This is a genomic window from Bacillota bacterium, assembly GCA_040757085.1.
GTDB lineage: Bacteria > Bacillota > Sulfobacillia > JACIYH01 > JACIYH01 > JACIYH01.
Genome location: JBFLXJ010000033.1, coordinates 52,290 through 78,599 on the forward strand (window position 1 = coordinate 52,290; position 26,310 = coordinate 78,599).

At 66.0% G+C, this 26,310-nt stretch carries 18 protein-coding genes; 1 reads left to right on the plus strand and 17 read right to left on the minus strand.

The window, feature by feature from the left end:
• Positions 1–13: 13 nt before the first annotated feature.
• From AB1446_12795 to AB1446_12825, 7 genes are all read right to left on the minus strand, one after another.
• A complete protein-coding gene (locus AB1446_12795) occupies positions 14–253 on the minus strand; it encodes a glutamate decarboxylase (protein ID MEW6547762.1) in 240 nt (79 codons plus the stop codon).
• An 80-nt stretch (positions 254–333) separates the two neighbouring features.
• Positions 334–3,750 (minus strand): DNA polymerase III subunit alpha, encoded by a 3,417-nt coding sequence (locus AB1446_12800; protein ID MEW6547763.1) that lies wholly within the window; start codon positions 3,748–3,750, stop codon positions 334–336.
• Between the two features lie 219 nt (positions 3,751–3,969).
• A complete protein-coding gene (gene nth, locus AB1446_12805; GenBank protein MEW6547764.1) occupies positions 3,970–4,737 on the minus strand; it encodes an endonuclease III in 768 nt (255 codons plus the stop codon).
• The gene (murD, locus tag AB1446_12810; protein ID MEW6547765.1) at positions 4,734–6,137 is read right to left on the minus strand and encodes a UDP-N-acetylmuramoyl-L-alanine--D-glutamate ligase; all 1,404 of its coding nucleotides are present in this window, start codon (positions 6,135–6,137) and stop codon (positions 4,734–4,736) included. Before murD ends, nth begins: the two co-directional genes overlap by 4 nt.
• 4 nt (positions 6,138–6,141) lie before the next feature.
• Positions 6,142–8,136, minus strand: a complete 1,995-nt coding sequence (locus tag AB1446_12815) for a tetratricopeptide repeat protein (protein ID MEW6547766.1) — start codon at positions 8,134–8,136, stop codon at positions 6,142–6,144.
• A 199-nt stretch (positions 8,137–8,335) separates the two neighbouring features.
• Positions 8,336–9,076, minus strand: coding sequence for an MBL fold metallo-hydrolase (locus AB1446_12820; GenBank protein MEW6547767.1), 741 nt, complete (start codon positions 9,074–9,076; stop codon positions 8,336–8,338).
• An 85-nt stretch (positions 9,077–9,161) separates the two neighbouring features.
• The gene (locus AB1446_12825) at positions 9,162–11,117 is read right to left on the minus strand and encodes an arginine--tRNA ligase (GenBank protein MEW6547768.1); all 1,956 of its coding nucleotides are present in this window, start codon (positions 11,115–11,117) and stop codon (positions 9,162–9,164) included.
• A 218-nt stretch (positions 11,118–11,335) separates the two neighbouring features.
• Between AB1446_12825 and AB1446_12830 the strand changes: the two genes are divergently transcribed.
• Entirely contained in the window at positions 11,336–12,352 is a 1,017-nt protein-coding gene (locus AB1446_12830) for a DUF1646 family protein (GenBank protein MEW6547769.1), read from the plus strand.
• A 192-nt stretch (positions 12,353–12,544) separates the two neighbouring features.
• Here the strand turns inward: AB1446_12830 and AB1446_12835 are convergent, their stop codons facing one another.
• The 10 genes from AB1446_12835 to AB1446_12880 form a co-directional block, all read right to left on the minus strand.
• Positions 12,545–14,371 carry an ABC transporter ATP-binding protein gene (locus AB1446_12835; protein MEW6547770.1) on the minus strand — a complete coding sequence of 609 codons (1,827 nt, stop codon included), beginning with the start codon at positions 14,369–14,371 and terminating at the stop codon, positions 12,545–12,547.
• Entirely contained in the window at positions 14,371–16,110 is a 1,740-nt protein-coding gene (locus tag AB1446_12840) for an ABC transporter ATP-binding protein (protein ID MEW6547771.1), read from the minus strand. The genes AB1446_12835 and AB1446_12840 overlap by 1 nt, the downstream gene beginning before the upstream one ends.
• On the minus strand, positions 16,111–16,434 hold the full coding sequence (locus tag AB1446_12845) for an AbrB/MazE/SpoVT family DNA-binding domain-containing protein (GenBank protein ID MEW6547772.1): 324 nt from the start codon (positions 16,432–16,434) through the stop codon (positions 16,111–16,113).
• Positions 16,435–16,524: 90 nt separating this feature from the next.
• Positions 16,525–17,958, minus strand: a complete 1,434-nt coding sequence (locus AB1446_12850; GenBank protein MEW6547773.1) for a hypothetical protein — start codon at positions 17,956–17,958, stop codon at positions 16,525–16,527.
• A complete protein-coding gene (locus AB1446_12855; protein MEW6547774.1) occupies positions 17,955–18,527 on the minus strand; it encodes an RNA polymerase sigma factor in 573 nt (190 codons plus the stop codon). Before AB1446_12855 ends, AB1446_12850 begins: the two co-directional genes overlap by 4 nt.
• Positions 18,528–18,905: 378 nt before the next feature.
• The gene (locus tag AB1446_12860) at positions 18,906–20,336 is read right to left on the minus strand and encodes a radical SAM protein (protein ID MEW6547775.1); all 1,431 of its coding nucleotides are present in this window, start codon (positions 20,334–20,336) and stop codon (positions 18,906–18,908) included.
• 38 nt (positions 20,337–20,374) lie between these two features.
• Positions 20,375–24,274 (minus strand): LAGLIDADG family homing endonuclease, encoded by a 3,900-nt coding sequence (locus tag AB1446_12865; GenBank protein ID MEW6547776.1) that lies wholly within the window; start codon positions 24,272–24,274, stop codon positions 20,375–20,377.
• A 62-nt stretch (positions 24,275–24,336) separates the two neighbouring features.
• A complete protein-coding gene (gene nrdR, locus AB1446_12870) occupies positions 24,337–24,948 on the minus strand; it encodes a transcriptional regulator NrdR (protein MEW6547777.1) in 612 nt (203 codons plus the stop codon).
• Between the two features lie 212 nt (positions 24,949–25,160).
• Positions 25,161–25,487 (minus strand): DUF6504 family protein, encoded by a 327-nt coding sequence (locus AB1446_12875; GenBank protein MEW6547778.1) that lies wholly within the window; start codon positions 25,485–25,487, stop codon positions 25,161–25,163.
• A gap of 23 nt (positions 25,488–25,510) precedes the next feature.
• Complete coding sequence (locus tag AB1446_12880) at positions 25,511–26,266, minus strand: ArsR family transcriptional regulator (protein ID MEW6547779.1); 756 nt, start codon at positions 26,264–26,266, stop codon at positions 25,511–25,513.
• Positions 26,267–26,310: the final 44 nt, after the last annotated feature.

Here is a 26,310-nt window from a genome sequence, read left to right on the forward strand (position 1 = left end):
CCAGACCGCCCTGTCAGTCGCCCCACGTCGCGTCACAGCCATAGATTCTGCCCAGGACGGCCTGCAAAATCCGGGTGGCCTCCGCCGCCTCGCTCCTCAATACCAGCACCTCGAAAGAGGAACCTCCCACGCCGGCCGCGGCCTGCACGGGGCGAAGCATGACCATGAAGCCCTCCTTCGCCAGCGCCTCCCGGGCAGCCTCTGCCCCCGACCGGTGGGGAGCGATGTGCACCACCTTCCAGACCCCAGTCACCGTTTTGCCCCGGCCCATGGTACCTCCCGGCCCTTTCGGCCTGTGTCTAGGATCGTAACCGGGATTGTGCCCCTGCCGTCCTAACTCACCTCTCCGGCGGCGTAGACGGCGCCATCCCCCAGCAAATCCTGTAACTCCCACCGCAACTCGTTGGTGTCCTCCACCCAGAGGCCCGGCTCCACCAAAATCGCCTTCTTCCGCCTCACGAAGTCCACCCGAACGGGCAAACTGCCCGGGTACCGGGCAAGAATGCCCTTCAATTCGCGGAGCGCTTTTTCCTCCTGCTCGACCGTGCGGAGTTCCACCACCAGGGAACCCGGGCAGGCCAGGGGGATTACCTCTTCGGCCATCAGCTTGACGACCCGCTGTCCCTCCTCCCCTTCGGATCGCTGCACGGTACCCTTCACCAGGACAACAGCATCCTTCACCAGGCACCCCCGGAACTTCTCGAAAACCCGCGGAAACACCACCACCTCGACGTGCCCCGACGTATCTTCCAGTTCCACGAATCCCATCGGTTCCCCTGCCCTGGTGCTGATGCGCTTTACACCCAGCACCACGCCCCCTACCGTAGCCGTGCTGCCGTCGGTCGCATTGTGCAGGTCTGCGCAACGGTGGGTGGCACCCTTCTCCAGGTGGGGACGGAAGGGGTCAAGGGGATGGCCCGAGAGATAAAGACCCAGCACTTCTTTTTCCATGGCCAGCAGCGCGGCCTGGGGAAACTCGGGCACATCCGGGAGCAGATCCTGCGCGGCAAATTCTTCTGCACCCAGGTCGAAGAATGAGAGCTGCCCTGCACCGCGTGCTTCACCCTGCCCCCGCTCCAGGGCCTGATCCAGGATGCCCAGAAGCTGGGCTCGCTTCGCCCCCAGGCTGTCGAATGCCCCTGCCTTGATGAGGCTTTCCACTGCCCGCCGGTTGAGGTGGCGGGTGTCCACCCGCTCGCAGAAGTCGTGCAGGGAACGGAAGGGGCCCTGCTCTCGCGCCCGCAGGATGGACTCGATGGCCGCCCGCCCCAGGTTCTTGATGGCACCCAGCCCGAAGCGAATGGCATCCCGGCCGCTTGCGTCCTTCTCGATGCTGAATTCCAGTTCCCCCCGGTTGACGTCCGGAGGCAGCAGAGTCACTCCCAACCGCCGGCATTCTTCGACGTATACCGCCACGTCGTCGGTGGAGTCCATGACCGACGTCAGCAGTGCCACCATGTACTGCAGGGGATAATGCGCCTTGAGGTATGCGGTACGATACGCCAGCAAGGCGTACGCCGCGGCATGGCTACGGTTGAAGGCATAGCCGGCGAACCGCTCGATGGCCGAGAAAACCTGCTCCGCCACCTGGCGGTCTACCCCGCGGCTGACGGCTCCCTCGATAAAACGCACCCTCTGCGCCGCCACCAGTTCCGGCTTCTTCTTGGCCATCCCGCGCCGGAGGATGTCAGCCTGGGCCAGGGTGAATCCCGCCAGTTGAGATACCACCTGCATGACCTGTTCCTGGTATATCATCACGCCGTAAGTATCCTTCAGGATGGGCTCCAGGCTAGGATGAAGATACCGTGCCCCCTCCTGCTTGGCCCGCTGGTATTCGGGTATCTGTTCCATAGGCCCGGGGCGCACCAGGGCCACGATGGCCACAATGTCTTCGAAGGTGGCGGGGCGCAGCTGGCGCAGGAGATCCTGAACCCAGCCCGCTTCCAGCTGGAATATGCCCAGTGTTTCCCCCCGGCTCAGGAGAGCGTACACGGCCGGATCATCCAGCGGGATGGTGTGCCAGTCCACTTCCTCTCCTGTCCTGCCCACCAGCTTCACGGCGTGGTCGATGACGGTGAGGTTGCGCAGGCCCAGGAAATCCATCTTGAGGAGGCCCAGTTCCTCCAGCACCTCCATGGGGAACTGGGTCACCACCGCCCCCTCGGGGGTCTTCTGCAGGGGCACCAGGTCGATCAGCGGTTCGGGCGCGATGACCACCCCGGCGGCGTGGACGGAAGCGTGCCGGGGCATGCCCTCGATCTGGCGGGCCAGGTCCACCACCTCGCGCACTTCCTCCCGGCCTCGATATGCCTGGGCCAGGTCGGGACTGGTCTCCAGGGCCTGGTCCAGGGTGATACCCAGCACGGGAGGCACCATCTTGGCGATGCGGTCCACTTCCCCGTAGGGGAGCCCCAGGGCGCGGCCCACATCGCGGATGGCCGCGCGTGCCTTCATGGTGCCGAAGGTGACGATCTGGGCCACGCAATCCTGCCCGTACTTTCCCACCACGTACCGGATCACTTCGTCCCGCCGCTCGAAGCAGAAGTCGATGTCCATGTCCGGCATGGAAACCCGCTCGGGGTTGAGGAAACGCTCAAAAAGCAGACCGTGGCGCAAAGGATCCACGTCCGTGATCCCCAGGACGTATGCCACCAGGCTGCCGGCCGCCGACCCCCGCCCCGGCCCTACCGGGATACCGTGCTGCCGGGCGAACTCCACGAAGTCCCAGACGATGAGGAAATAACCGGGATAGCCCATGCGCTCGATCATGCTCAGTTCGTATTCCAGCCGCTCCATCACTTCGGGCGGGGCCTGGGGGTAACGCCGCGGCAGACGCTGGTAACAAAGGTGACGCAGGTAAGAAGCCTCGGTTTCCCCCTCGGGTACCGGGAACTGGGGCAGGTGAAGCTGCCCGAAGCGCAGTTCAACCTGGCAGTTCTCCGCTATCTCCACGGTGGCCCCCAGGGCCTCGGGCAACTCGCGGAAGAGGTGTCCCATCTCCTGGGGGGAGCGCAGGTAAAACTGGTCAGACCCGAAGCGCAGGCGTCCGGGATCATCCACCGTGCTCTGGGTCTGGATACACAGGAGCACGTCGTGCATGCGGGCGTCCGCCTGTTCCAGGTAGTGGACGTCATTGGTCGCCACCAGGCCCACGCCCATCTCCCTGGCAAGGCGCACCAGCTCCCGGTTGACCTGGCGCTGGGTGGGAAGGCCGTTCTCTTGCACTTCCAGGTAGAAGGAATCGGCCCCGAACAGGTCGCGGTAGCGGGCCACGATCTCCCGCGCTCGCGCCCCGTCCTCCAGGACGGCCCGCGGCACCTCTCCCGCCAGGCAGGCGCTGAGGGCGATGAGGCCCCCATGGTGCCTCTCCAGCAGTTCCCAGTCCACCCGGGGCCGGTAGTAGAATCCCTCCATGTGGGCCAGGGAAACGAGGCGCATGAGGTTGCGGTAACCTTGCTGGTCCCGGGCCAGGAGCACCAGGTGGTGGGGATCCTCGTCCACCCTGGGTTGGCGGTCGTGCCTGGTGCGGCGGGCGACGTACACCTCGCATCCCAGGATGGGTTTGACACCGTGCTGCAGGCAGGCCTGGTAGAAGGGCACCACCCCGTACATGACACCGTGGTCGGTTATGGCCAGGGCGCTCATCCCCATGGCCGCAGCCCGGGGGACCACCTGCTCAATGCGAGCTGCCCCGTCCAGCAGGCTGAATTCGGTGTGCAGATGGAGGTGATTGAATGCGGCGGCACCCATCAGCTTTGCTCCCCCTTTGACGATGAATACCACGGGTGATAAAGTTTGGGAGGAAGAGAAGGGGGGACTCACCCGTGCCCTGGAAAAGGTGCCCTAACTGCCAGAGGCTTTCCTATTCGGCGGCCACCACCCCTATCCGCTGGATATGCCCGCATTGCGAGCACGACCTCACCCTGATCCCGGACATCCTTCCCGACCGCGCGGAAATCGAGGCCGAGTTCATGGAGCTTGAGGGCTGGCGGGAATGGAAGCAGCGTCACAAAGGGAACGCAACGGGCACTCGGGGCACCGGGGACGGCGCGCCCGGCACACCTCCCGCCCGTGGGCGATGAGGTTCACGTGCAGGCGGAAGTAGCGATCCGGATCCAGATTCTCCTGTAAGATTCTCTGTGCCCGGACCCTGTCCGCCTTAGGGGGCACCAGCCCCAGCCGGCGCGCGACCCGGTACACGTGAGTATCGACGGGGAATGCCGCCCGCCCCAGCCCGAACAGGAGCACGCAGGCCGCCGTCTTCGGACCCACTCCGGGCAACCCCTCCAGGAAGCGACGCGCCTCCTCAGGCGGGACCCCGCGGAGGAAATCCAGGCATACCCGGCCAGCCTGGGCCTTGAGTGCCTTCAGGATGGCCGCGATGCGCATGGCTTTCTGGCGCCCCAGGCCGGCGGGAGCGATGAGCTTTTCCAGCTGGGCGGGCGAGGCCTCCAGGACGGCTTCCCAGCGGGGGAAATGTTCCTTCAGGCGGCGGAACGCTTCCATGCTCGCCCGGTCTGAGGTGGCCTGGGAGAGGACGGTGGCCACCAGCACGTCCACGGGGTCGCGTCCCACCTGCCCCAGCAAGAGCCGCGACTCATCGCTGCCGTACCGCTCCTCGAGCAGGCGATCCACCCGGGCAATGACCTCCCGGTCCGCCTGCACGCGCGCGGGAACCCGGCCCCGGTGCCCGCCGCGCCAGGCCTCCCGCTCCCGGCCGTCATCAGACGTCGTCACCGGTCCGCCCCCTTTGCCAGGCGGTGCACCAGCTCTCTGAACACCGCCCCCCTCTCCTCGTAGTTGCGGAACAAACCGAAAGACGCGCACGCGGGCGAGAGCAACACGGTATCCCCGGGCCGGGCCAGGAAGCGGGCAAGCTCGACGGCCTCGGCCATGCCGGCCACCTCGTGCAGGCCCGGGCCGGGCAGGCCGGTCTCCGCAGCCGCCTGCTCCACGGCGAGCCTGATGCGCGGCGCCGTGGCCCCCAGCAATATAAGGTGGCGCACCTTCCCCAGCACCCCGCGGGCGAACCCGGCGAAGTCCAGTTTTTTGTCGTACCCTCCCGCGATCAGGATGAGGGGACCCGGCAGCGAGGCCAGGGCAGCCAGGGCCCGGTCGGGGGTGGTGGCGATGGAGTCGTTGACGTAGAGGACCCCGTCCACCTCTGCCACCCGCTCCAGCCGGTGGGGAATCCCGGTGAAGCTACCCAGCACCTGGGCCATGGCGGCGCGCTGCCCCCCTACCAGCCCGGCCGCCGTCGCTGCCGCCAGGGCGTTGAGGAGGTTGTGTCGGCCCACCAGGCGCAGGGCCGCCACCGGGCACACGGGTGCCGCTTCTTCTCGGGGCAGGCGCAGAACCAGTTTCCGCCCCTCACCCTGCCCTTCCACCCATGCCCCCCGGGGGAAGGGACCCTGCTCACCAAAAAACAGGACTTTTCCCCTGGCGTCTTCGGCCTGACTCGCCACCACATCATCCTCGGCATTGAGGACCACATAATCCTGGGGGGTCTGATGCAGGAAAATCCTGCGCTTTGCCGCCACATACTCGTCCCACGAGGAGTGTACGTCCATGTGATCGGGGAACAGGTTGAGCAGCACCCCCACGTGCGGGCTGCGCTCGGTCAGTTCCAGTTGAAAAGAGGAAATCTCCAGCACCACCCGTGCGGAAGGGGGGATCTCGTGCACCCGGTCGATGAGGGGGGCTCCTATGTTCCCGCCCAGGTACACCCGGTAGCCGGATGCCTCCAGCATGCGGGCCACCAGGGTGGAGGTGGTGGTCTTGCCGGCGCTGCCGGTGATGCCCACCACGGGAGCGGGACACAGTTCCAGGAACAGGGGAATTTCCCCCGAAACCACGGCACCCCGCCGCCTGGCCTCCTCCACCTGGGGGAGGTGCTTGGGCATGCCGGGGGTGAGGAACACCACGTCGAACCCCTCGGAGAGGACGTCCAGGTACCCGGGACCCAGTACGGTGCGCACGGGCCACTGCGCCACTTCCTGCAGGCGCTCGCCCAGTTCCCGGGCCGGCTTCTGGTCCAGGAGGGTCACCCGCGCCCCCTGGCGCACGAGAAAGCGCGCCAGGGCCAGGTTGGAAACCCCCAGCCCGACTACCGCCACCTTCTTACCCTCGAGGTGCAATCGTTCACCCCCGGGTATAGCTTGCCTCGCTCAAAAGGCCCATCATGTCGGCCTTGAACGCCTGGTCGTAGCGTCCCCTGCGCAACGCTGTAACCAGCCGGGGGAGCGTCTCCTCGCCCCCCAGGTCGAGGGCGGGCCACGTGGCGAGAAACACGTCCCGCCCGTGCTTCCAGGCCGCCTTGAAGTACCGCAGACCTTGCCTGGCATCCCCGGCCCGCAGGGCACATGCTCCCAGCAGGGTCAGCGCCACCGGGTGGGAGCGCTCGCGCGCCATTACCCGGCGGCACACGGCCTCACACGTAACCAGGTCTCCCTGGCGGAGGCACACCTGTCCGTACAACATCTGGGCCACAATGTCCTCGGGAACCACCACCAGGTACCGCTCCCACGCCTCGCGAGCCTTGTCCGCCCTCCCCGTGCGCTGGTAGGCAAGGGCCAGGCGGCGCAGGTACCCCATATCCTCCGGGTCGAGACGGCAGGCGTCCTCCCACCAGCGCACCGCTTCTTCCCAGTCCCCGCGCCGGGCGTGCAGTTCCCCCAGGTCGCATGCCGTCCGGGGGTCGTTGCGGTCAAGGGCGTGGCCGCGTTCCAGGACTTCTCGGGCCTGTTCCAGCTCGCCCCGCTCCATGTGCCAGACCCCCAGCACCCGGTACACACCCGGGTCGGCGGGCTGCAGACGCCGTGCCCGTTCCGCATACTCACGGGCCAGGGCGAAGCTCCTCCCTCCGGTGTGCACCAGGGACGCTGCCAGCAGGATGGCCGGGTCGCTGGGGTAACGGCGCACCGCCGCATCGACCGTACGGGCGGCCAGTTCATAGATGGGGCAGTGAGCGTATGCCTCCAGCAGCAAATCGTGCAGCTGCTCGTCCAGGTCGGCAGGCAAGTCCAGGGCCAGCGCCTCCTCCAGTACCTCCCATGCCTCCTGCCAGCGGTGCAGGGAAGCATACAGGTCGGCCAGGAACACCCGCGCATATCCTTCCTGCTTGTCCTGACGACGGACCTCCTCCCAAAGGCGGGAAGCCCCGTAATAGTCACCCATGGCAGCGTTGGCCAGTCCCAGTTTCACCTTGGCTTCGGCATCGTCGGGATAGGCGAACAGGAGACGCTCCAGGTACCCGCGTGCCGCCTGGTAATCCTCCTGCTCGAGGGCCACGTTGGCCAGGGTGTGCAGGGAGGGACCGTAAGCATTCAGGCCGGAAACCGTCTTTTGCCACTCCCGCACGGCCTGTTCCACATCGCCGCTAAGGTAGTGCACCATCCCCAGCAGGTGGCGGGCCATGGGATACTGCGGATCGGCGAGCAGGGCCTGCCGGGCCATGAGGGAAGCCCGCCGCAGGTTGCCCAGGTGATACAGGTACAGTTCCCCCAGACGGCAGTACGCCTCCGCGCAAGAGGGATCGGCCTCCACCGCCTGACGGAGGCAACTGACCGCCTGGGAGTATCTACCCTGCTGCATCTCCACCATGGCCGCTCCCACCATGGCGGAGGCGTTGCGCGGTTGCACGGACATGGCCCGCTGGAAATGCTCGGCTGCCAGTTCGAGCCTGCCCAGTTGCAGGTACACGCGTCCCAGGAGGTCATGGGCCTCGGCGTCCTCGTTGCCCGTGGCGATGACGCGGTTGAGGGCTTCGGCCGCCTGGTCATAACGGCGGAAGCGGGCATATATGCGCCCCAGCAACTTCAGGCTTTCAGGGTCGGCGTTCCCCCTCAGGAGCGGGCGAAGGGGATCGATCACGGCCGCCATCCGCTGCTCCGTCCACTCCCGCCCCAGTGCCCCTCCCACCATCCAGTCTTCGCAGGAATCCAGGAGGACCTCTGCCAGTTGACGACGGATCTCCGGGTTGTGGGGATCTTCGTCCATAGCCTGGTAAAGGGCTCGGGCCGCGTAACGATGGTTACCGCGTGCCAGATGACCTGCCGCCCGGGATAGGAGGCGAGCTACCCTCCTCTTATTCGTCTCGCCTTTGCTTGCTGCCCGGGCGCTTTCCTTCTTGTCCAACGGTATGTTAGCCCCCCGATGGTTTCTCCGTGCTCATTCGACGCAGGCAAGAATATCCCTCTCTGAACTCAGTCTACGGCAACATTCGTCCCCGGCGTGCCCGCGACTCCCCTCCCCCGTACCGCCACGCGCAACTCCTGATCTCATGGGGCAGCCATCCGCACGCCTGGATCTCTCCGGTGCCGGCACCTGGACATCCCTAGATCTGGTAACGGCTGCCCTCACCCGCAAGTTCCACGGGGAGGCCCGCTTCCCCCACGACTGCCTGGGCTTCTTCCAGCACCTTCGCCCAATCCGCGGTGGGCCAGAGGTGGGTGAGGAGTAAGCGCTTGGCCCCTGCCCGCCGGCCCAGTTCTCCGGCCTGGCGCCCCGTGAGGTGTCCGGGCGACCGTGGCTCGTCCTCGAGCAGGGTCGCCTCGCACAGCAAGAGGTCGGCGTCCCGGGCAAATTCCACCAGGGGGTCGTGCCAGGAGGTGTCCCCCGTATATACGAGCTTCCTGCCCCCCTGTTCTATCGACATGGCGTATGTAAGCACGGTATGGGGCACGGCCAGGAACCGAAACACCAGCCCTCCCAGGTCAAGCTTCTCGTCGGGGTCGATGGGCCGGGGATCCAGCACCTGCTTGTAGCGCAGGCGCTCGAACTCTTCCTCGGGCAGGGGCGGGGCGTACAGCGTGAGCGGCCGCGAGCGCGTGCCGTCAGCGACGGCACGCTGAACCGCATACCGTAGCACAAGCAAGTCGGACATGTGGTCTCCGTGCAGGTGAGAAAAGACGACGGCTTCCAGGCCGCGGAAGTCGGCGTGGCGGGCCAGGTTGGCCATCACCCCGCTGCCGCAGTCCACCAGCACCGAGATCGGACCTGCCTGCACCAGGTACCCCGAACAAGCTCTCCCCGCCGCCGGGTACCCGCCACAAACCCCCAGTACCGTCAGTCGCATGCTCCTCCCTCCGCTTCTCACCCGACAGCACAGGCAGAACGCCCCGCTGATCTCCCGGCAGCCGGGCCGGGATCACAACCTTCACCTACATGACGACGGGCGCCGGGATGCCCAGGATGTCCAGCACCCCGGCCATCACACGGCGAAAAGCGTCCACCAGTGCCAGACGAAACCGCCGCTCCTCGGGTTCCGCAGCCAGGACGGGAGTGGTCTCATAGAAGTCGGTGAACACCTGGGCGAGCCCGTAAGCATAATCGGCGAACAGTGAGGGCAGGTTGAGGTCACAGGCCTTGCCCAGCACCAGGGACATCTCCATCATCTTCAGGATCAGGGCCTTTTCCGCAGGCCCCACCTGCGGCTCCCTGCCGAAACCTTGCTCTCCCGCGGGCACGGCCAGCAGGCCCCGTTCGCGCGCACGGGCAAGAATGCTGCACGCCCGGGCATGGGAGTACTGCAGGTAGGGACCGCTGTTCCCCTGCATGCTCAGGGCATCGTCGAAGTCAAAGGCCACCAGGGTGTTGGGGTGGAACCTCACCATGTAGTAACGCACGGCGCCACAGGCGATGGAGCGGGCGATTTCTTCCCGGCGGGAGGGTTCCAATTCCGGGTGGCGGGCCTCCACTTCGCGCAGGGCCAGGCGCTCGGCGGCGGCCAGCAGGTCCTTTGCCTTCACTCCCACCCCCTTGCGCCCGGACATGGCCACCGCCCCGGCGTCTTCTTCCACCTCAAGGCCCAGCTCCCGGGCGGCCCGGGGCGAGAGGGCCACCACTTCGTAGGCGAAGTGGATGGAGTTGCGGGCCGCCTCTTCGAACCCCAGCCGGCGCAAGGAATAACGGAGGACGTCCTGCAGGTACTTTTGCCTGACATCTATGACGTTGATCACACGCCAGGCCCGCCCGAATTCACCCTCCTGGCCATCGGCGGTGGTGGACGTCCACAGGACGGTCCCGTCCGGTTGCCGCACGTAAGGGCGATAACGGAAGTCCTTCCCCAGCAGGCCGAACTTCCACAACTGGTAGGCGATGTCTTTGCCCGTATAGGTGGCGGTGCCATCCGAACGCACCAGGACCTTGTCCGGGTTTTCCAGGTGGGCGAACTCAGGCAGGTCGGAGAGCTTGACCACCCAGCAGCCGGCGTTGGGACCCGTCTCCTCTTTGACCAACGTGCCTTCCTGCCGCAACATTTCAAAGGCGTGGCGGAAAAACCCGGCCCGCAGGATGTCAGACTCCCAGGTGAGGAGGTCATAGCGAATCCCGAGCGGCCACATGGTGTGAAGGTGCTCCTTCACAATGGCCTCCGCCACCTCACGGGCGGTGCGCGCGACCTCATTATCCCCTTCTTCGATCAGGGAGAGCACCTGGCGGCGGTACTCGCGCGCACCCGGGTCGCGCTCGTACAGGTCCTGCACCTCGGTGTAAAGATCCCAGCAGAAGTAGTCAAAGGGCTCGTCAGGCCGGGGACGACAACCCAGGCGGTGCAGCCCCACCACGATGTCGGCCACCTGCACGCCGGTATCGTCGATGTAGTTCTGCACCTCCACCTGATACCCCCGCGCCCGGTACAACCGGGCCAGGGTGTCTCCCAGGCAGGCGTTGCGGAGGTGACCGATATGGGCAGCCTTGTTGGGATTTATGTTGGTGTGCTCGATGACCACCTTGGGCCCGGTGCCGGGATCGCTGCGACCGTACGCCTCTCCCCGCTCGGCCACCTGGCTCAGGAACTCCAGGGCCAGGTTGCCCGCTGCCAGCCGGAAGTTCACGTAGCCGGGGGCGGTGGCCGTCACCTCCCGCACCCAGGGCAGTTCGCCGCGCGAAACGCGCGCGGTTATGCTCTCCGCCACCTCGCGGGCCATGTCCAGGGGAGGCCGCCGCAACGTGCGGGCCAGGGTCAGGCACACGGGGGAGGACAGGTCCCCGAACTCCTCCCGTGGCGGGGTTTCCAGGCCCACCTCCTCCGGCGCGATGCGGGCACCCAGTTCGGCCACCGCCCGAACCAGCGCCTCCCGTAACGTCTCCTGTAACCTGGCCAGATCCAGTTCCACCCACTCCCTTATCGTCCCAGGCGGCTACCGGGGGCCGCAGGACAGCCACCGGTATTCTAGCCAAGCCGCCCGGTCCCATGCAACAGTCCGGCGACCCCCCTCTTGTCGCGGATCGGTCCCTTGACACGAGCGGTGGGGATCATAATCATTTAGGGGGCAAGCCCGATCCCGAGACGGGGCCGCCGGCACAAACTTTTTTGGGGGAGTGAACGAACACCGTGGTAGCAGGGCTCGTAGCCATCCTGATTCTGGTCCTGGTACTTCCTTTCGTTTTCCGTCCCGTCGAGCACAACCTGGAGGCGTTTCTCTTTGTGATGGGGGTGGCGGCTACCCTGGTTTCCCGCACCCTCAGCGTGCACCTCTTCCTGCACGCGCTCCGCGAACCCCTCATGATCACCGGCGCCGTCCTGGTAGCCGGGCTCCTGTTCCGGTTCCTCCAGAAGCAGGTGGGGGCCACAGTGGAAGGGGCCGTGCGCAAACTGTCCCTGCCCTTCTTCGGGGCCCTGGTGGTGGTGGCCCTGGGCATGGTGTCCAGCATAATCACCGCCATCATCGCTTCCCTGGTACTGGTGGAAATCGTCAACTCCCTGCCCGTCGACAGGCAACGCCGGGTGCCCTTCACCGTGGCCGCCTGCTTTGCCATCGGCCTGGGGGCTGCGCTCACGCCGGTGGGAGAACCCCTTTCTACCATCGCCACATCCAAAATGGGCCAGGGATTCTGGTACCTGGCCGGGCTGCTGGCAAAGTTCATAGTGCCGGGGATCCTCGCGCTGGGTGTCCTGTCCGCCTATCTGCTGCGGGGGCGGGCAGTGACGCCCGGGGGTGAGCGGCGGGAAATCCGGGGTGAAACCGTCCCCGGTGTCATCGTAAGAGCGTTGAAGGTCTACCTGTTCGTGATGGCGCTGGTCCTCTTGGGGGAAGGATTCAAGCCGGTCATCGACATGTACGTGCTCAAGCTGTCCCCCCAGATCCTGTACTGGATTAACATGGTCTCTGCCGTCTTAGACAACGCTACCCTGACCGCGGCGGAGATCACCCGGGAGATGACGGACGCCCAGGTGCGGGCGATCCTGATGGGCCTCCTCATTTCCGGCGGAATGCTCATCCCCGGGAACATCCCCAACATCATCTCGGCGGGGAAGCTCGGCATCGGCAGCCGCGACTGGGCCCGCACCGGCATCCCCCTCGGCCTGGTGCTGCTCGCGGCCTACTTCGTCATCCTGTTCGTGCTCTAGCGCGGCGGCCCGGGTGCGATGGTAAAGCAGACCGCCAATGCGGCCCGTCTCCGCAGCACTCAGACCGCCCCATCCGCGCGCCCGTACCTTGTCCCACAGCCCCAACTCCCTGGCAATGGCCTCCTTGAGGGGAGCCAGGGGATCTTCCTTCCTGACGCTCAAAACCTGCACCACCGCCCGGCCCGGTCCCGCTTATTTTGGCCTCCAGCGCCGTGTCGCTATACCGGCACCACCCCCCGCGGCGGCGGCGAACTGCATGTCATACAGGCGCCGGTACATGCCGCCCCGGGCCAGGAGCTCATCGTGGGTGCCTGCTTCCACGATGCGGCCCTCGTCCAGCACGTAGATGCGGTCAGCGTCCCGTACGGTGGAAAGCCGGTGGGCAATCACCACCGCTGTGCGGCCCCTGAGCAGGCGGCGCAGGGCCTCCTGGATCAGGGCCTCCGTGTACGGGTCCACGCTGGAGGTGGCCTCATCCAGCACCAGGATGGCGGGATCGGCCAGCAGGGCGCGGGCGAAGGCCAGGAGCTGCCGCTGCCCCACGGAAATGCGGGCCCCCCTCTCCCCCACCTCGGTGTCGTAGCCCTGAGGGAGCCGGCGGATGAAGGCATCCGCCCCCACCGCTCGCGCGGCTTCTTCCACCTCGTGGTCGCTAGCGGTGGGCCTGCCGTACCGGATGTTTTCCCGGACGGTACCCGAGAAAACGAAGCTGTCCTGCAGCACCACTCCCATCTGGCGACGCAACGAGGCCAGCGTCACGCGGCGGATGTCATGGCCGTCTATGGTGATGCGCCCCTCCTGGGGGTCGTAAAAGCGGGCCAGCAGGTTGATCACGGTGGTCTTGCCCGCCCCGGTCGGGCCCACGAGTGCGACGGTTTCTCCCGGCCGCGCCTCCAGGTTGATGCGGTGCAGCACCTCCTGGCCGGGCTCGTAGGAGAAGCTGACGTCCTCGAACTTCACCTCGCCCCGCACCCTGGGCAGTTCGACCGCGTCCGGGGCCTCCCTCACCGCGGGTTGGGTGCCCAGGATCTCCAGGATGCGCTCGGTGGAAACCCCTGCGGAGAGGAACACGCTGTAAACCTGGGTGATTTCCCGGATGGGCATGAAAAACCGAGCCAGGTAGCTCAGGAAGGCCACCACGGTGCCGAGGGGTACCTCCCCCAGCGAGATGAGGTAACCCCCGTACCAGACCACCACCGCCGACCCCACCGCTCCCACCAGTTCCACCGCCGGGTAGAAGGCAGACTCCAGGGCGGCGGCCTGCACGTTGGCCCGCAAGTTGCGAGCGTTGATTTCGTCGAAGCGTTCCGCATTAACCTCTTCTCTCGAAAAGGCCTGGGTCACCCGCACACCTGATATGGACTCCTGCAGGTTAGCGTTCACATCGGCTATGCGCCGCCTCACGCGGTGAAAGGCCTGGACCAGCCTCCCTTGGAATCCCCAGGTAAGCAGAAACAGCAGGGGAAGCACCGAGAAGGAGGCCAGGGCCAGGGGCGCGTCGATACGCAGCATGACGTAGATGATGCCCACGATGCTCACCAGGTCTCCCAGCGTGCTCACCAGGCCGGAGGTGATCAGTTGACTGAGGGCATCCACGTCATTGGTGACCCGGGACATGACCCGACCCACCTGGGTGCGGTCCCAGAAGTCCGGGCCCAGGCCCAGGAGATGGGCGAACAGGCGCTGGCGCACATCGAACACGACGGTCTGGCCCACCCGCGACATGATGTACACCTGGGCGTACAGGGCCAGCCACTGGGCCAGGTGAGCAGCCAGGTAGAGCGCGCCGGCGCCCAGCACCCCGCGCATATCCCGGGCCGGGATATAGCGGTCGATGACCAGCTTGACCAGGTAAGGCCCGGGGAGCCCCAGGGCAGCCACCAGGATCACCAGCACCGTGGCTGCCGCCAGGGACGAAAGGTGCGGCCGCAGCCAGCGCCCCAGTTCCCGGTAGGCACGGCGGCTGACCTGGGAAAGGCGGGCGTCGGCATCCAGGGCATCATGAGGTCCGAACCACATCAGGCCGGCACCCCTTCGGAACCGCCCAGCTGGGTCTCATATATCTTGCGGTAAAGCGGGCACGACCGGAGGAGTTCGTCGTGGCCGCCACGGGCCACAATGCGGCCCTCATCGAGAACCACCACCAGGTCGGCAGCGCGCACGGTGGACAGGCGCTGGGCGATGATGAACGAGGTGCGGTCACGCAACAGCCGGGTGAATTCTTGCTGGATGCGGTACTCGGTCTCGGCGTCCACGCTGGAGGTGGACTCGTCGAAGAGCAGGATGCGGGCATCCATGAGAAGGGCCCGGGCGATGGCCACCCGTTGCTTCTGACCACCGGACAGTCCCACTCCCCGCTCCCCGATCACCGTGTCGTATCCCCGGGGAAGAGACATGATGAAGTCATGGATGTGGGCGGCCCGGGCTGCCCTGATCACCTCGTCCAGCGTGGCCTCGGGGCGCCCGTACGCGATGTTCTCCCGGATGGACGCCGAAAACAGGAAGGTTTCCTGAGTCACTACTCCGATTTGCCGGCGCAGGCTGTCCAGGGTCATGTCCCGCACATCCACCCCGTCGATGAGCACGCGTCCCTCGTCCACGTCATAAAAGCGCGGGATCAGGTGGATGAGGCTGCTCTTGCCCGAACCCGTGGGCCCCAGGATCACCACCGTCTGTCCGGGCTGCACCTCCAGATCGACGTGCTCCAGGGCCCGGAATCCCGAACGGTAACGGAAGGAAACGTTCTCGAAGCGGACGTGGCCGCGGAACGGAGGCATCTTGCGGGCCCCCGGCTTCTCTCTAACCTCGGCCGGGGTATCCAGCAACTCGAACAAGCGCTGGGCGGCGGCCGTCCCCCGCGAGGCGAGGTTGACCAGGAAGCCCAGTTGCCGGATGGGTATCATGAGCTGCCCCAGGTACGAGGTGAACGCCACCAGGCCCCCGACGGTGAGCCGGCCCAGCATCACCTCCCGGCCTCCGTATCCGAGCACCAGCGCGGTGCCGGCTGCACCCAGGAAGTTCATGTACGGTCCCCAGAATGCCTGCCCGCGCAGGGCCATCATGGTAATCTCCATGTAGCGACGGTTCTGGGCAGTGAACTTCTCCTTCTCCAGGTCCTCGCGGGCGAAGGATTGCACCACCCTGATGCCGGCCAGGCTCTCCTGCAGGTAGGCGTTCAGCACGGCCACCTGCTGGTGAATCTGGCGCCACAGGGGACGCACCCGGCTGCCGAACTGTATCACCGCATGGACCAGGAGGGGGAAGACGGCCATGCATACCAGGGTAAGCCTCCAGTTGAGTCGCAACAGGATGCCCAGGGTGACGATCACCTGCAACAGGCTGTTCCCCGTGCCCATGATGCCCATGGCCAGGAAGCGATTGACCGTCTCCACGTCGATGGTGAGCCGGGACATGATCTGGCCCGTCTGGGCCTGGTCGTAAAACCCGAAGGAAAGTTGCTGCAGATGCCCGAAGAGCCGGTTGCGGAGATCGTATGTAACCCGCTGGGCCACGTATTGCATGGAATATCGCTGCAGGAACCTGGCTGCCCCCTGCGCACCCGCCACCGCCACCAGGGCAACGGCGCCCCAGGGAAGCAAGTTCCAACGCCCCTGCTCCAGGATGGCGTCCACCACCCACATGAGCACCCAGGGGGAAAGGGCGGCCACGGCGGGCACTACCAGGATCATGACCACGCCGCAGGCCAGGAGATTGCGGTACGGGCGCAAGAACGGTACCAGCCGCCGCAGCCCTCGCATCTATTCCCGACCCTCCCGGCCCGGTCGCTCTCCGGGCCCGTCCCCGGTGCGTTCCCGCCCTCCCGGCTGTTCCGGGCCGGCCGGTTGCTCGAGGACACGCAGGCCCACCGCCCGCAACAGGTCCTGCAAGTACTCGGTGACCAGGTCCGCCTTGAGCAGGATCAGCCCGTTGCCGTGATGGCTTCCGAAAACCATCACCTTGTCCCCGATCTCCAGGCCCAGTTCCTTGCGCGCCTCGACCGGGATCACCACCTGCCCGCGCTCCCCAACGGTGGATGAGCCGTAGAACCTGCCACCCGGCAGGTGCCCGACCTTCTTCCCCAAGACAAATCACCACCGGATACGAAAAGTACGATGGATCATCTCCATCGTACCCATTATACCCGGCAGCAAACGGTAAGTTAACCCCCCAGGCTACCGCCGGGAGACCAGGGCCGGGTCCACGTAACCTACCGTACCGCTTTGCCCCACCAGCAACAGGCCCTCCTGGCCCGTATCCTCGGGGTCAAAGAAGTACACGGACCGAAGGGGGTCCCCCAGTTCGGGAAAGCTCAGCCGCCGCACCCTGTAGACACCCGGGCGGAACCAGGCAGCCATCCCCCGTGAAGGGGTCCATTCCACGACCGCCACGTCGTTCCCCTCCGGGTGCACGCCCGCCAGGGTACCCGCGGCGGAAGCCACCGCCGTCCCGGGCCGGAAGATGGGTGCCGGCAGCCGCCGCCAGCGCAACTGGCCGTCCCGCCCCTCCCCCAGATAGGACACCTCTTGCTGCCCCGCTCGCACCGCCAGATACACGGTGAGGCCCCTGTCACCCCGGCACGCCGCCAGGTCCAGCACGTCGGGATGCTCGGGCGCCAGGTAGGGCCGCCCACCCACCCCCTCGAAACTCAGGCTTCCCTGCTGCCAGGCAAGCAACCACACCTGAACCTCGTAACCGCCCCTCTGCCGCAGGGCGCCTGCGGCGAGCAGGGTCGTCACCGTGCCACCCCCCGGTACCGGGCACAGGCGGTGCACCTGGGCGGGCAAGCTGAGGGCAGCCGGGTCCCCGTTCAGCCGCAAGCCCCCCTGGGAATCCACCCACAGGGCCACGGGAGTCTCTTTCCCAGGCAGCAGTACCAGACTGCCCGCCCGGCCGGCGGCGGGCAGCAGGTTCTCCCCGCCCACGAGCGAACCTCCCACGTAGCGCCACACCCTGCCCGTGGCCGTCACCACCACGGCCTGTCCGGATACCTCGCCCGCATAGGTCAGGGGTTCGGAAAAGCGGACCTCTTCCATTTCCGGCACTGCGGTCAGGCCCGCCGGCTCCGCCGTCCCCCGCGCCCAGACGGTGTTCCCGTCCTCCTTCGCCAGTGCGGACCGTGCCTGGGCAGCCGCCGGCGTGCCCAGCACGCGAAGCAGGCGCACGCGGGCAGGCGCTGTTTTGGCGTAGTAACTTGCCTGGGCCTTCCCTTCCGGCGCCGGGGCCAACCCGGCGCGACCTGCAACAGCCTCATCGCGCACGGACGGTACAGGAGCACGGGCGGTCAGGACCAAGCCTCCCTGGCCCCCGGGATCCTCCACCACCGGTGGCACCTGGGCCCGCAGGTCGACCACCACACCCCCCAGCATGACCAGGATTGCGGCTGCAACCGCCGCCACCCGGAGGGCGCGTACCACCCGGCGTCGCCCCTCGCGGGCCACAATGGCCGGCACCTGAGCCAGCACGCGGCGCCGCATGGTAACATCGAAAACCAGGTCCGGGGGCACCAGCCCGTCGGCCCATACCCGCATGTGCTCAAGGAGTTCCTCGCACGAACCCGAGCAGGGGCTCTCAATCTTCCTGAATTCCTGGCCCCGCTCCCCCATCATGAGGTCCAGCCCTCTTTCTCCAGCAGGGTCTTGAGCATCAACCTGGCCCGGTGCAACCGGGATCGTATCGTGGCGGGAACTACCCCCATGGCCCGGGCGATCTCCACGGTGTCGTAGCCACTCCAGTAGTGCAACATGACCACGTCCCTGTATACGGGCGGCAACCTTCTCACCATGGCAAGCATCCGCTGCTGCTGCACCCGGCGCCATCCCCCCTCCCCGTCCTCTCCCACGGCAGGAAGGGGATCTGCCAGCAGCATGGTCCGGCCGGCCGTCCGCCGCCGGTCACGACACAGGTTGAGACAAATGCGACCCAGCCAGGCCCCCAATTGACATTCTCCCCTGAACTGACCCCCCTTCGCCAGGGCCCGCAGGAACGTTTCCTGGGCCACGTCTTCCGCCTCGTGACGGTCTCCCAGAGTAAGGTACGCCAGGCGCAGGATATAGTCGCCGTACCGCTGCATAGCCTGCTCCACTGCCCGGGCGGGATCACACCGGTACACCCTCAGCCATTCCGCCGCCTCGGGCACCATCTTCCCGCCCGCTCCCGGCGCGCCGTTCCTACTCATAATGACGCCTCGCGACGCACTAACGTTGCAGATGCACCCCAAGCGCAGCAGGGCACCGCTACCCCCTAGCCCGGAATAACAGGGCGCTGCTGCCCAGCCGCCCGGACCTGCCAGCCTAACCAGTTCTTCTCGGGGGGCCCCGTTTCCTCCGTCGCTGTGCAACGCTTGCCCCAGCCGGCCCGTCTATACATCGGGTGGCAGGCAACCCGGCCTACCGGCAAACGATCCGCCCCGCAGCCCTGTACCGGTGGCCGCTACCTGCTATCGGACTGCAGGTTCCGGCCTGGCACCCGCAAGAAAGGCGCAGCAGTACCGGAGGACAACCGGCGCCCCGCCAACCCTCCGGTGCCGCCCGCGCCTTCTTGCTCCTGTGCACCTTCACGAGCGGCCGCGCAAATCGGCCAGGTGGCCACGCAGGTAAAAACGGGGATTGAGGCTACACCTGACGCCCGAAGCGATACGCCAAATGTGGGGCAGGGACACCCGGCCCGCCATCACGTTCCGCAATAGGATGAACAGGTTGGGGATCAGGTACCAACTGCTGCGCACGGCAGTACGGTAAAGCGACGTGAACTCCCGATAAAAATCCTCCAGCTTGAGCCGGGTTGGGATAACGCTGTGGAACAGGTCGTACAACTCGTAGTTAGTGGTGATCAGGCGGTCTCTCCACTTGCGGTAAAGCTCGGTTCCCGGCAGGGGAGTCAGCACGGCAATGGAGGGCGCCGAAATCCGGTACTTGCGCAGAAACGCACGCAGCTTTTCGAACTGACGGTGGGTGTAATCCGGATCCACGATGAAGGACGGGGTCACGGCTATTCCCAGGCGCCGTAACACGTCCAGGGCTCGCACGTTGTTTTCCACCGTATTCTTCTTGTTCAGGACGTGCAGTTCTTCGTCATCCACCTTTTCCATGCCGATGAACACCCGGTACAGCCCGACTTCCTTCCACAGGCGCAGGAGGTCGGGGTGCTTGACCACCGTGTCGCTCCGGGCCTGGACGGTATAGCGGTGGCGGATGCGGTTACGCTTCAACTCCTGGGCGATGGCTTCCGCCCGCGGGACGCTCAGCAGGAAGTTGTCATCGGTGATAAGGACATACTCTTCCCGCACCCCATCCAGTTCCTCCGCCACCCGGGCCGGACTCTTGACCCGGACCGTTCCCCGGTAGAACTTCCAGACCGAGCAAAAGGTGCACCGGTAGGGGCAGCCCCGGGCCGTTTCCACCGAGGCCATGGGTTTTTGCAGACCCAGGTAGTAGAACCGGCGGTAAGGAGCCGTCAGTTGACGGGCCACCGGAGACAGATCATCCAGGGCCGCCGGGGGCCTTTCGCCCGTCCACACCTGTCCCGAGGAGGTGTTCAGCACCAGGCCCGATACGTCCCGCAGGCACCCGCCGCGGGCCACCGTGTCCACCAACTCCCGGGCCGTGAGTTCACCCTCGCCCACCACCACGGCGTCCACCTCGGTCCCGGAGAAGTCTTCCGGACAAAGGGAGGCGTGGTGCCCGCCCACGAACACGAAGCAATCGGGCCGCCGTTCCTTCACCCGCCGTGCCACCGCTCTGGTGCGGTAAACGTCCATGGTAAACCCGCAGCTGATCCCGCACAGTTGGGGTTCGAACTCTGCCAGGGCGCGATCGAGCCACCGCGGCGCCAAAAGGTCCACCAGGTTCACCTCGTGAGGGGGACCCCAGCGCCGGTCAAGGAGGGCCCCGGCCACTGCCTCCAGACCCAGCGGCTCCACCACCGCAGTACTTCCGAAGCCCACCCCCCCCGCGGGGCGGGGCTGTACCAGCAGGACTCTCGCCACCTGCACCACCCCCTGCTAGTTTGCACGACGCAGCCCGGTTAGCCGCAACGGGAGAAACCGCAGAAATGGCAGACCAGGCACCCGCTTTCGTGAGTGAGGTGGCCACCGCACTCGGGGCAGGCACCCATGTGGTTGTCGACGGGATCGAGACTCACTGCCATCTGATCCCAGGAATGCTGGCCGACACTGCCGGGGTTGGGAGAAATGCTCTCCCGGGCCGTATTCTCTCGGGCCGCAGCCTTCCGTTTCAGATAGCGCTCCAGCACAATGCCGATGGCGTCCGGGCAGGAAAGCACCATTCCACCGCCTTCCACCCAGGCAGGCGACGGGCAGCGGATGCCCCGCAATTCCTTCACGACAGACTCCGGCCGGACTCCCGAACGCAACGCCAGCGATATGAGCCGGGCCACCGCCTCGGACTGGGATGACGCACAGCCGCCCGACTTGCCCATGGAGGCGAACACCTCGCACAGGCCGTACTCGTCCTCATTGATGGTCACGTACAGGTTCCCGCAGCCCGTCCTTATGCGCTCGGTGCTGCCGTGGGTGACCGATGGCCTGGCCCTTGGCGTAATCCCTCCCCGGCCCCCCGCAGGCGCCGCCGCAAGCCGGGGCTCTGCCGCGCCTTCCCGCACCACCGGGCCGACGGCCGGGCGCTCTTCCGCGCTCTCTCCCCCGGCTCGCACGGGCTCCTCGGGCGCCACACGCACCTGGCCCGGAACACCGCCCGAAACAGCCTGAGAGCGCCCGAGTTCCGCCTGCCGCGGCAGCTCCCCGGGCGGCTCCTCTCCCTTCCGCACCGTGCCCACGTTCAGCACCTGCTCCTCCCGACTCCGGTCACGATATATGGTCACGCCCTTGCACCCCAGTTCGTACGCCAGGAAGTAAACCTTCGCCACGTCCTCGCGCGTGGCCTCGTTGCACATATTCACCGTCTTGGAGACGGCATTGTCCGTGTGCGTCTGAAAAGCGGCCTGCATGCGGATGTGCCATTCGGGATCGATCTGCAGGGCGGTGACGAACACCCGCTGCCACCGCTCGGGGACGCCGGGTAGCCCCCGGACCGAGCCGCGCTCCGCCACCAGCCGCATCAGCTCCGGGCTGTAAAACCCCTCTCTCCTGGCCACTTCCTCGAAGATCGGGTTGACTTCGACCAGTTGCTGGCCTTCCAAAACCTTGCGGAAGAAGGCCAGGGCGAACAGGGGCTCGATACCGGAAGAGCAACCCGCGATGATGCTGATGGTGCCCGTGGGTGCAATAGTGGTGAGGGTGGCGTTCCGCACGGGAGGACCGTCCCGGAACACGCTGTGGGAGAAATTTGGAAACGCCCCCCGTTCCCGTGCCAGCTGGCGAGTTGCCTCCCGTGCCTCGCGGTGGATGAACCCCATCACCTCGTCAGCCAGGCGCAGTGCCTCGGAGGAATCGTAGGGGATCCCCAGCTTGATGAGCATGTCCGCCCAGCCCATCACGCCCAGGCCGATCTTGCGGTTGCCCCGGGCCATCTTTTCGATTTCGGGCAGGGGGTATTTGTTTGCGTCTATGATGTTATCCAGAAAACGGACGCCCAGACGGGTAATCCGGGAAAGCTCATCCCAATCTATCGCCTCCCTGGCGTAGGCCAGCAGTTCCTCGCCCCTCAAATCCCAAACCCGCAGTTTTTCCCATGACTCCGCGCCCGGCCTCACCGCAAGCGAAAGGTTGATGGACCCCAGGCAGCACGCCTCGTACGGGAGCAGAGGTTGCTCCCCGCAGTTGTGGGCACATATCCCGTTGGCGTCAAAGGCGTTGACGCCGGGGACCCGCACGTCGTAGACCTCCTCGACACCGTCCTCCTTGACCGCCAGGACGGTGGCCACGAACCGCTCGCGGTTCAACGTGCGCCGGCAGGCACGGAGGAGCAATGCGAGCTTCCGCGCCTTGACGCTATCGCCAAAGCCAATCCGTTCCGCAAACACGGCCACGTTATCGCCGCTGATGACTAACTCGTGCCGGGTCGTGCCCCTGTACTCTCTGGCCCGTCCTTTGCCATCCGGCATCAGCCGGGCAGCAGGCGGCCGCCGCTCCTCATGGATGGTGCTCACCATGCCCAGCCTGAGCAGCATGCGCTGGACCAAACGCAAAAGATCAAGGCTGCTCTGGGACAGGCGGATGCTCACGCCCTTTTCCTGGCTCCCCTGGACCGAGCCGGCGCAGTCAAAGAGGCCGCGCAGGAAGCCCCGGTAGCCCTCTGACGAAGCGCGTTCGATCTCCGGGGAAACCGCCTTGGCGCCCGGACGCATCCCCATCCGCCCCGCCAGCACCTCCAAAGCAGCCGAATTGAGGCGGAAGTCCCCGCAACCGGTGAGCGGTACCCACCCGGTGAAGTCCATGCGGTGCGGCACTGCCTCCGCGCACCCCAGCGCAAGCCGCATGGCCGCGGACGCTCCCCCATGCGCGGGCGGGCCGTCGACCGCTTCCCACACCGCTCCCCCTCCTGCCGCCACGCCGCCAGACGCTTCCTCCCCGGAGCACACAGCCAGGACAGCTGCATTTTTCTTGAGCACTCCGTCGCCGGCCAGCAGGCCGAGCAGATAACCCTCACCCTCGCTCAACTCTCCGGTCCAGCCGGGAAGCGACCGATGGTCGTGCAGGACGATCCGGTCGCCGGGCTTGAGTTCCCCCGCCCTGACCCACTCGCAGCCAATACGGTAGCGCGCACGGTCGACCAAGCGCAGGACCCGATGGTCGGCGGTGAGCCGGACGCTGTACCCCTCCCGGGTGGATAGCCTCACGACCGGCCTGGTCGCTGTCCTGAAAAAGCCCTCTTTCCCGGTCTTGTAGCACACGCCGTTGATAACTGCTTCGAAAGGCCGGCCCACCAGTTCCCGCACCTGGCGCGGGCCTTCACCCGTCATCACCCAGGTATCACCGGTGACACAGGGGTTGGTGCTCTCGATCTCGCCCAGTTCGGGGGTGGGGTTGTCCCGGTTCAGGCGATCCAGAAAGACGATGCCCGGCTCCCCGTTCCGCCACGCCCCCTCCACGATACGGTCGAAAACATCGCGCGCCCGCAGGCGACCCACTGCCTCCCCGGTACGGGGGTTGACCAGGTCGTACTCACGGTCTTCCCGCACCGCACGCATGAACTCTTCCGTAATCCCCACCGAGATGTTGAAGTTGGTGATGTCGGCGTTGTCCTGCTTGCAGGTGATGAACTCCATAATGTCGGGGTGATCCACCCGCAAGATACCCATATTCGCTCCGCGACGCGTGCCCCCTTGCTTTATGGCTTCGGTGGCGGCGTTGAATACCCGCATGAAGGACACCGGCCCGGAGGCAACGCCACCGGTGGTACGCACCACGTCGTTCTTGGGGCGAAGCCGCGAGAAGCTCATGCCCGTGCCGCCCCCCGATTGGTGGATGAGGGCAGCATGTTTGATACTTTCAAAAATCCCCACCAGGGAGTCGTCCACGGGCAGGACGAAGCAGGCCGACAACTGGCTCAGTTCCCGCCCCGCATTCATCAGGGTGGGCGAGTTGAACATGAACCTCTTCTCCGTCATGGCGTCGTACAGCCGATCCTGGAAAGAGCGGATGCCGGCACTTTCTCGCTCCATCACCCTGGCCAGTTCGTCAAAAGGCACCCTCATGTGCCCGTGCCTGTCCAGCCATATGTAGGCGCGCTGCAACATCTCCCAATCCCAGCGGGTCAGTCCCTCCAGTACTCCCAGCCGCTCCGGCCACCCCGCCGGCGGAGTCCCCGGTTCGCCATGGGGAGTCTGACCTCCCTCGGGATCATATACCTCAACCAGATACAGACCTTCCACCAGTGCGATGTTCCGTGCTACCCGCCGGAACAACTGCTCCGGAGTCTCCACCACCTTCCCGCTGGCATCCTTGGCCAGGTACCGCTTCCGCAACACCACCAGGCCGTTCTCACTCAACTGCAGTTCTGCCACTTCATCTCCCCTCCCCGTCCGGGCCCAACTCGCCTGCCTCATCCACCCCCTTCTTCCGCACCCTACCCCCCGCCCGCGCCACGCCCGCAATCGCCACTGCCGGGCCCCCCGCCGTGCGCGCTGGCCCCGCTGCCGCCGCCCCCACTCCCGCCGCCGCTGCCGTGGACCCCGCTGCCGTGGCTCCCGCTGCCCCCAAGACCGGGCGCTTCCTGTCCGCACTCGCGCTCCCGCAGCAGGCGCTGCACCTCCTCGGCAAACCGCCTAAGGTCGGCAAACTGCCGGTACACGGAGGCAAAACGCACATAGGCCACCTCGTCCAGCTCCCGCAGGTGCTCCATCACCATCTCGCCGATGACCCTTGACTCCACCTCCCGCTCCCCCCGGGAGCGTAATTCCTTCTCGATATCCTGGACCACCGCATGCAGGCGCTCCGAAGGCACCGGGCGCTTCTCACACGCCTTCAGCAAACCGGCCAGGATTTTGCCGGAGTCGAAGCGTTCCCGGCGTCCATCCTTCTTGACCACCACCAGGGGGGGCTCGTCCACCTTCTCGTAAGTCGTGAAGCGGCGGTGGCAATCCTCACACTCCCGCCGCCTCCGGATGACGGTCCCGTCCTCGGTGGGGCGAGAGTCCAGAACCCTGCTCTCGGGAAACCCGCAGTACGGACACTTCACGGTAAACACCTCAGGGCAGCAAATCTGGTTGCGTGACGCAGGGACGCGCGGCGGTATCCGGCCTGGCGAGCCATACTACCGCACTAAAGTTTCACCCATATGTTGACCCGGCACACACATTATACCACCATATTTGGGGCTGGCAAGCCCCCGCCAGGGACATGCTCGGCCAGCGAAGCGCAACCAGCGGCACCTCGCTGCACCGTGAGGGGTCAGGCTCGCTCGGGTTCGTCCTGGCGTTTCCCGCGTTCCCTCAGGCACACTCTCCCCAGCAGCACCCACTGCCTGCGCCCGGCCCCGCGATCCAGATACAGCCGAAAACGCTCCCCGTCCTCGGTCTCCACCTCGTAGCAGGTGCGGTGCCTCCTCTGATACCACTTCTTCCGAGTCGGAGCCGCCACACCAAAACCGTAATCGTCCCACCGGGCCACCACTGCCTTCACCCGGTACTGCCGGCCCGCCCAGGTAAAGCTGATCGGCCGCTTCCACCCCGGCTCCTGAACCCATTCCACGCCCACCGGCCTGCCAATGAACTCCATGCTTCCATCCCCCGGCTGCCAACTCAGCCGTGCTTTACGGACTTGCGGAGGTACAGGGCACTGACCTCGTTCAGGAATACCACCCGGGGATCATCCTCGGGGATGTCCCGGAGGGGCAATAATCCCTCTCCTTTCCGCCTGATGCCAGTATAACTCAGATCCTCCGGGCGGATGGTCACCAGTTTGACCTCGTGCTGCTCGCTAAGACCCCTCTTCATGAGGTCCCGTGCCATCGTTTGCCTGGCCTTGTCAGTATCCGGGTACGCTTCGGTCGGGCCGGAGTGCTGCGGGCCGTTGAATTCGAAGGCCACGCCACAGGTGTACCATCTATCATATTCCATCCTTTCGCCTGTTAGGGGGTTGACCAGGAAACCGGGGCGGGCGTTGTCGGTGTAATCATCCGAATCAACGGTCAGAGTGAGCCATTCCTTCATGATGGCCTCTCCCTTGAACTCCGCGCGGTCGAGCCGCCTCCGAATAAGGTCCAGATCCCGGCGGATGCGATCCAGCTCGACGTCGTGCAGGATGAACACCGTTCGCCTCGTGCGCCGCACATATTCGAACTCCAACCAGCCCCGCTCCGCCAACATCCGCAGGTAACTGCGCATGCTGGTCGGGCTACGGACGCCGACCATCTTCATGAGTTCTTCGCGCGTAGGTGAACACCGCCTGTTTGCCCGAGAGCAGAAACTGGCCAGCACCAGGTAAGTAACCTTGGCCTCGGGTGGCAACGCCGGATCCCTCACCAAACCAACTGGCACATACACCCAGTTGTGCACCTGGCACACCCCTCCTTGCCTCCCATAATTTAACACAGGCGCTG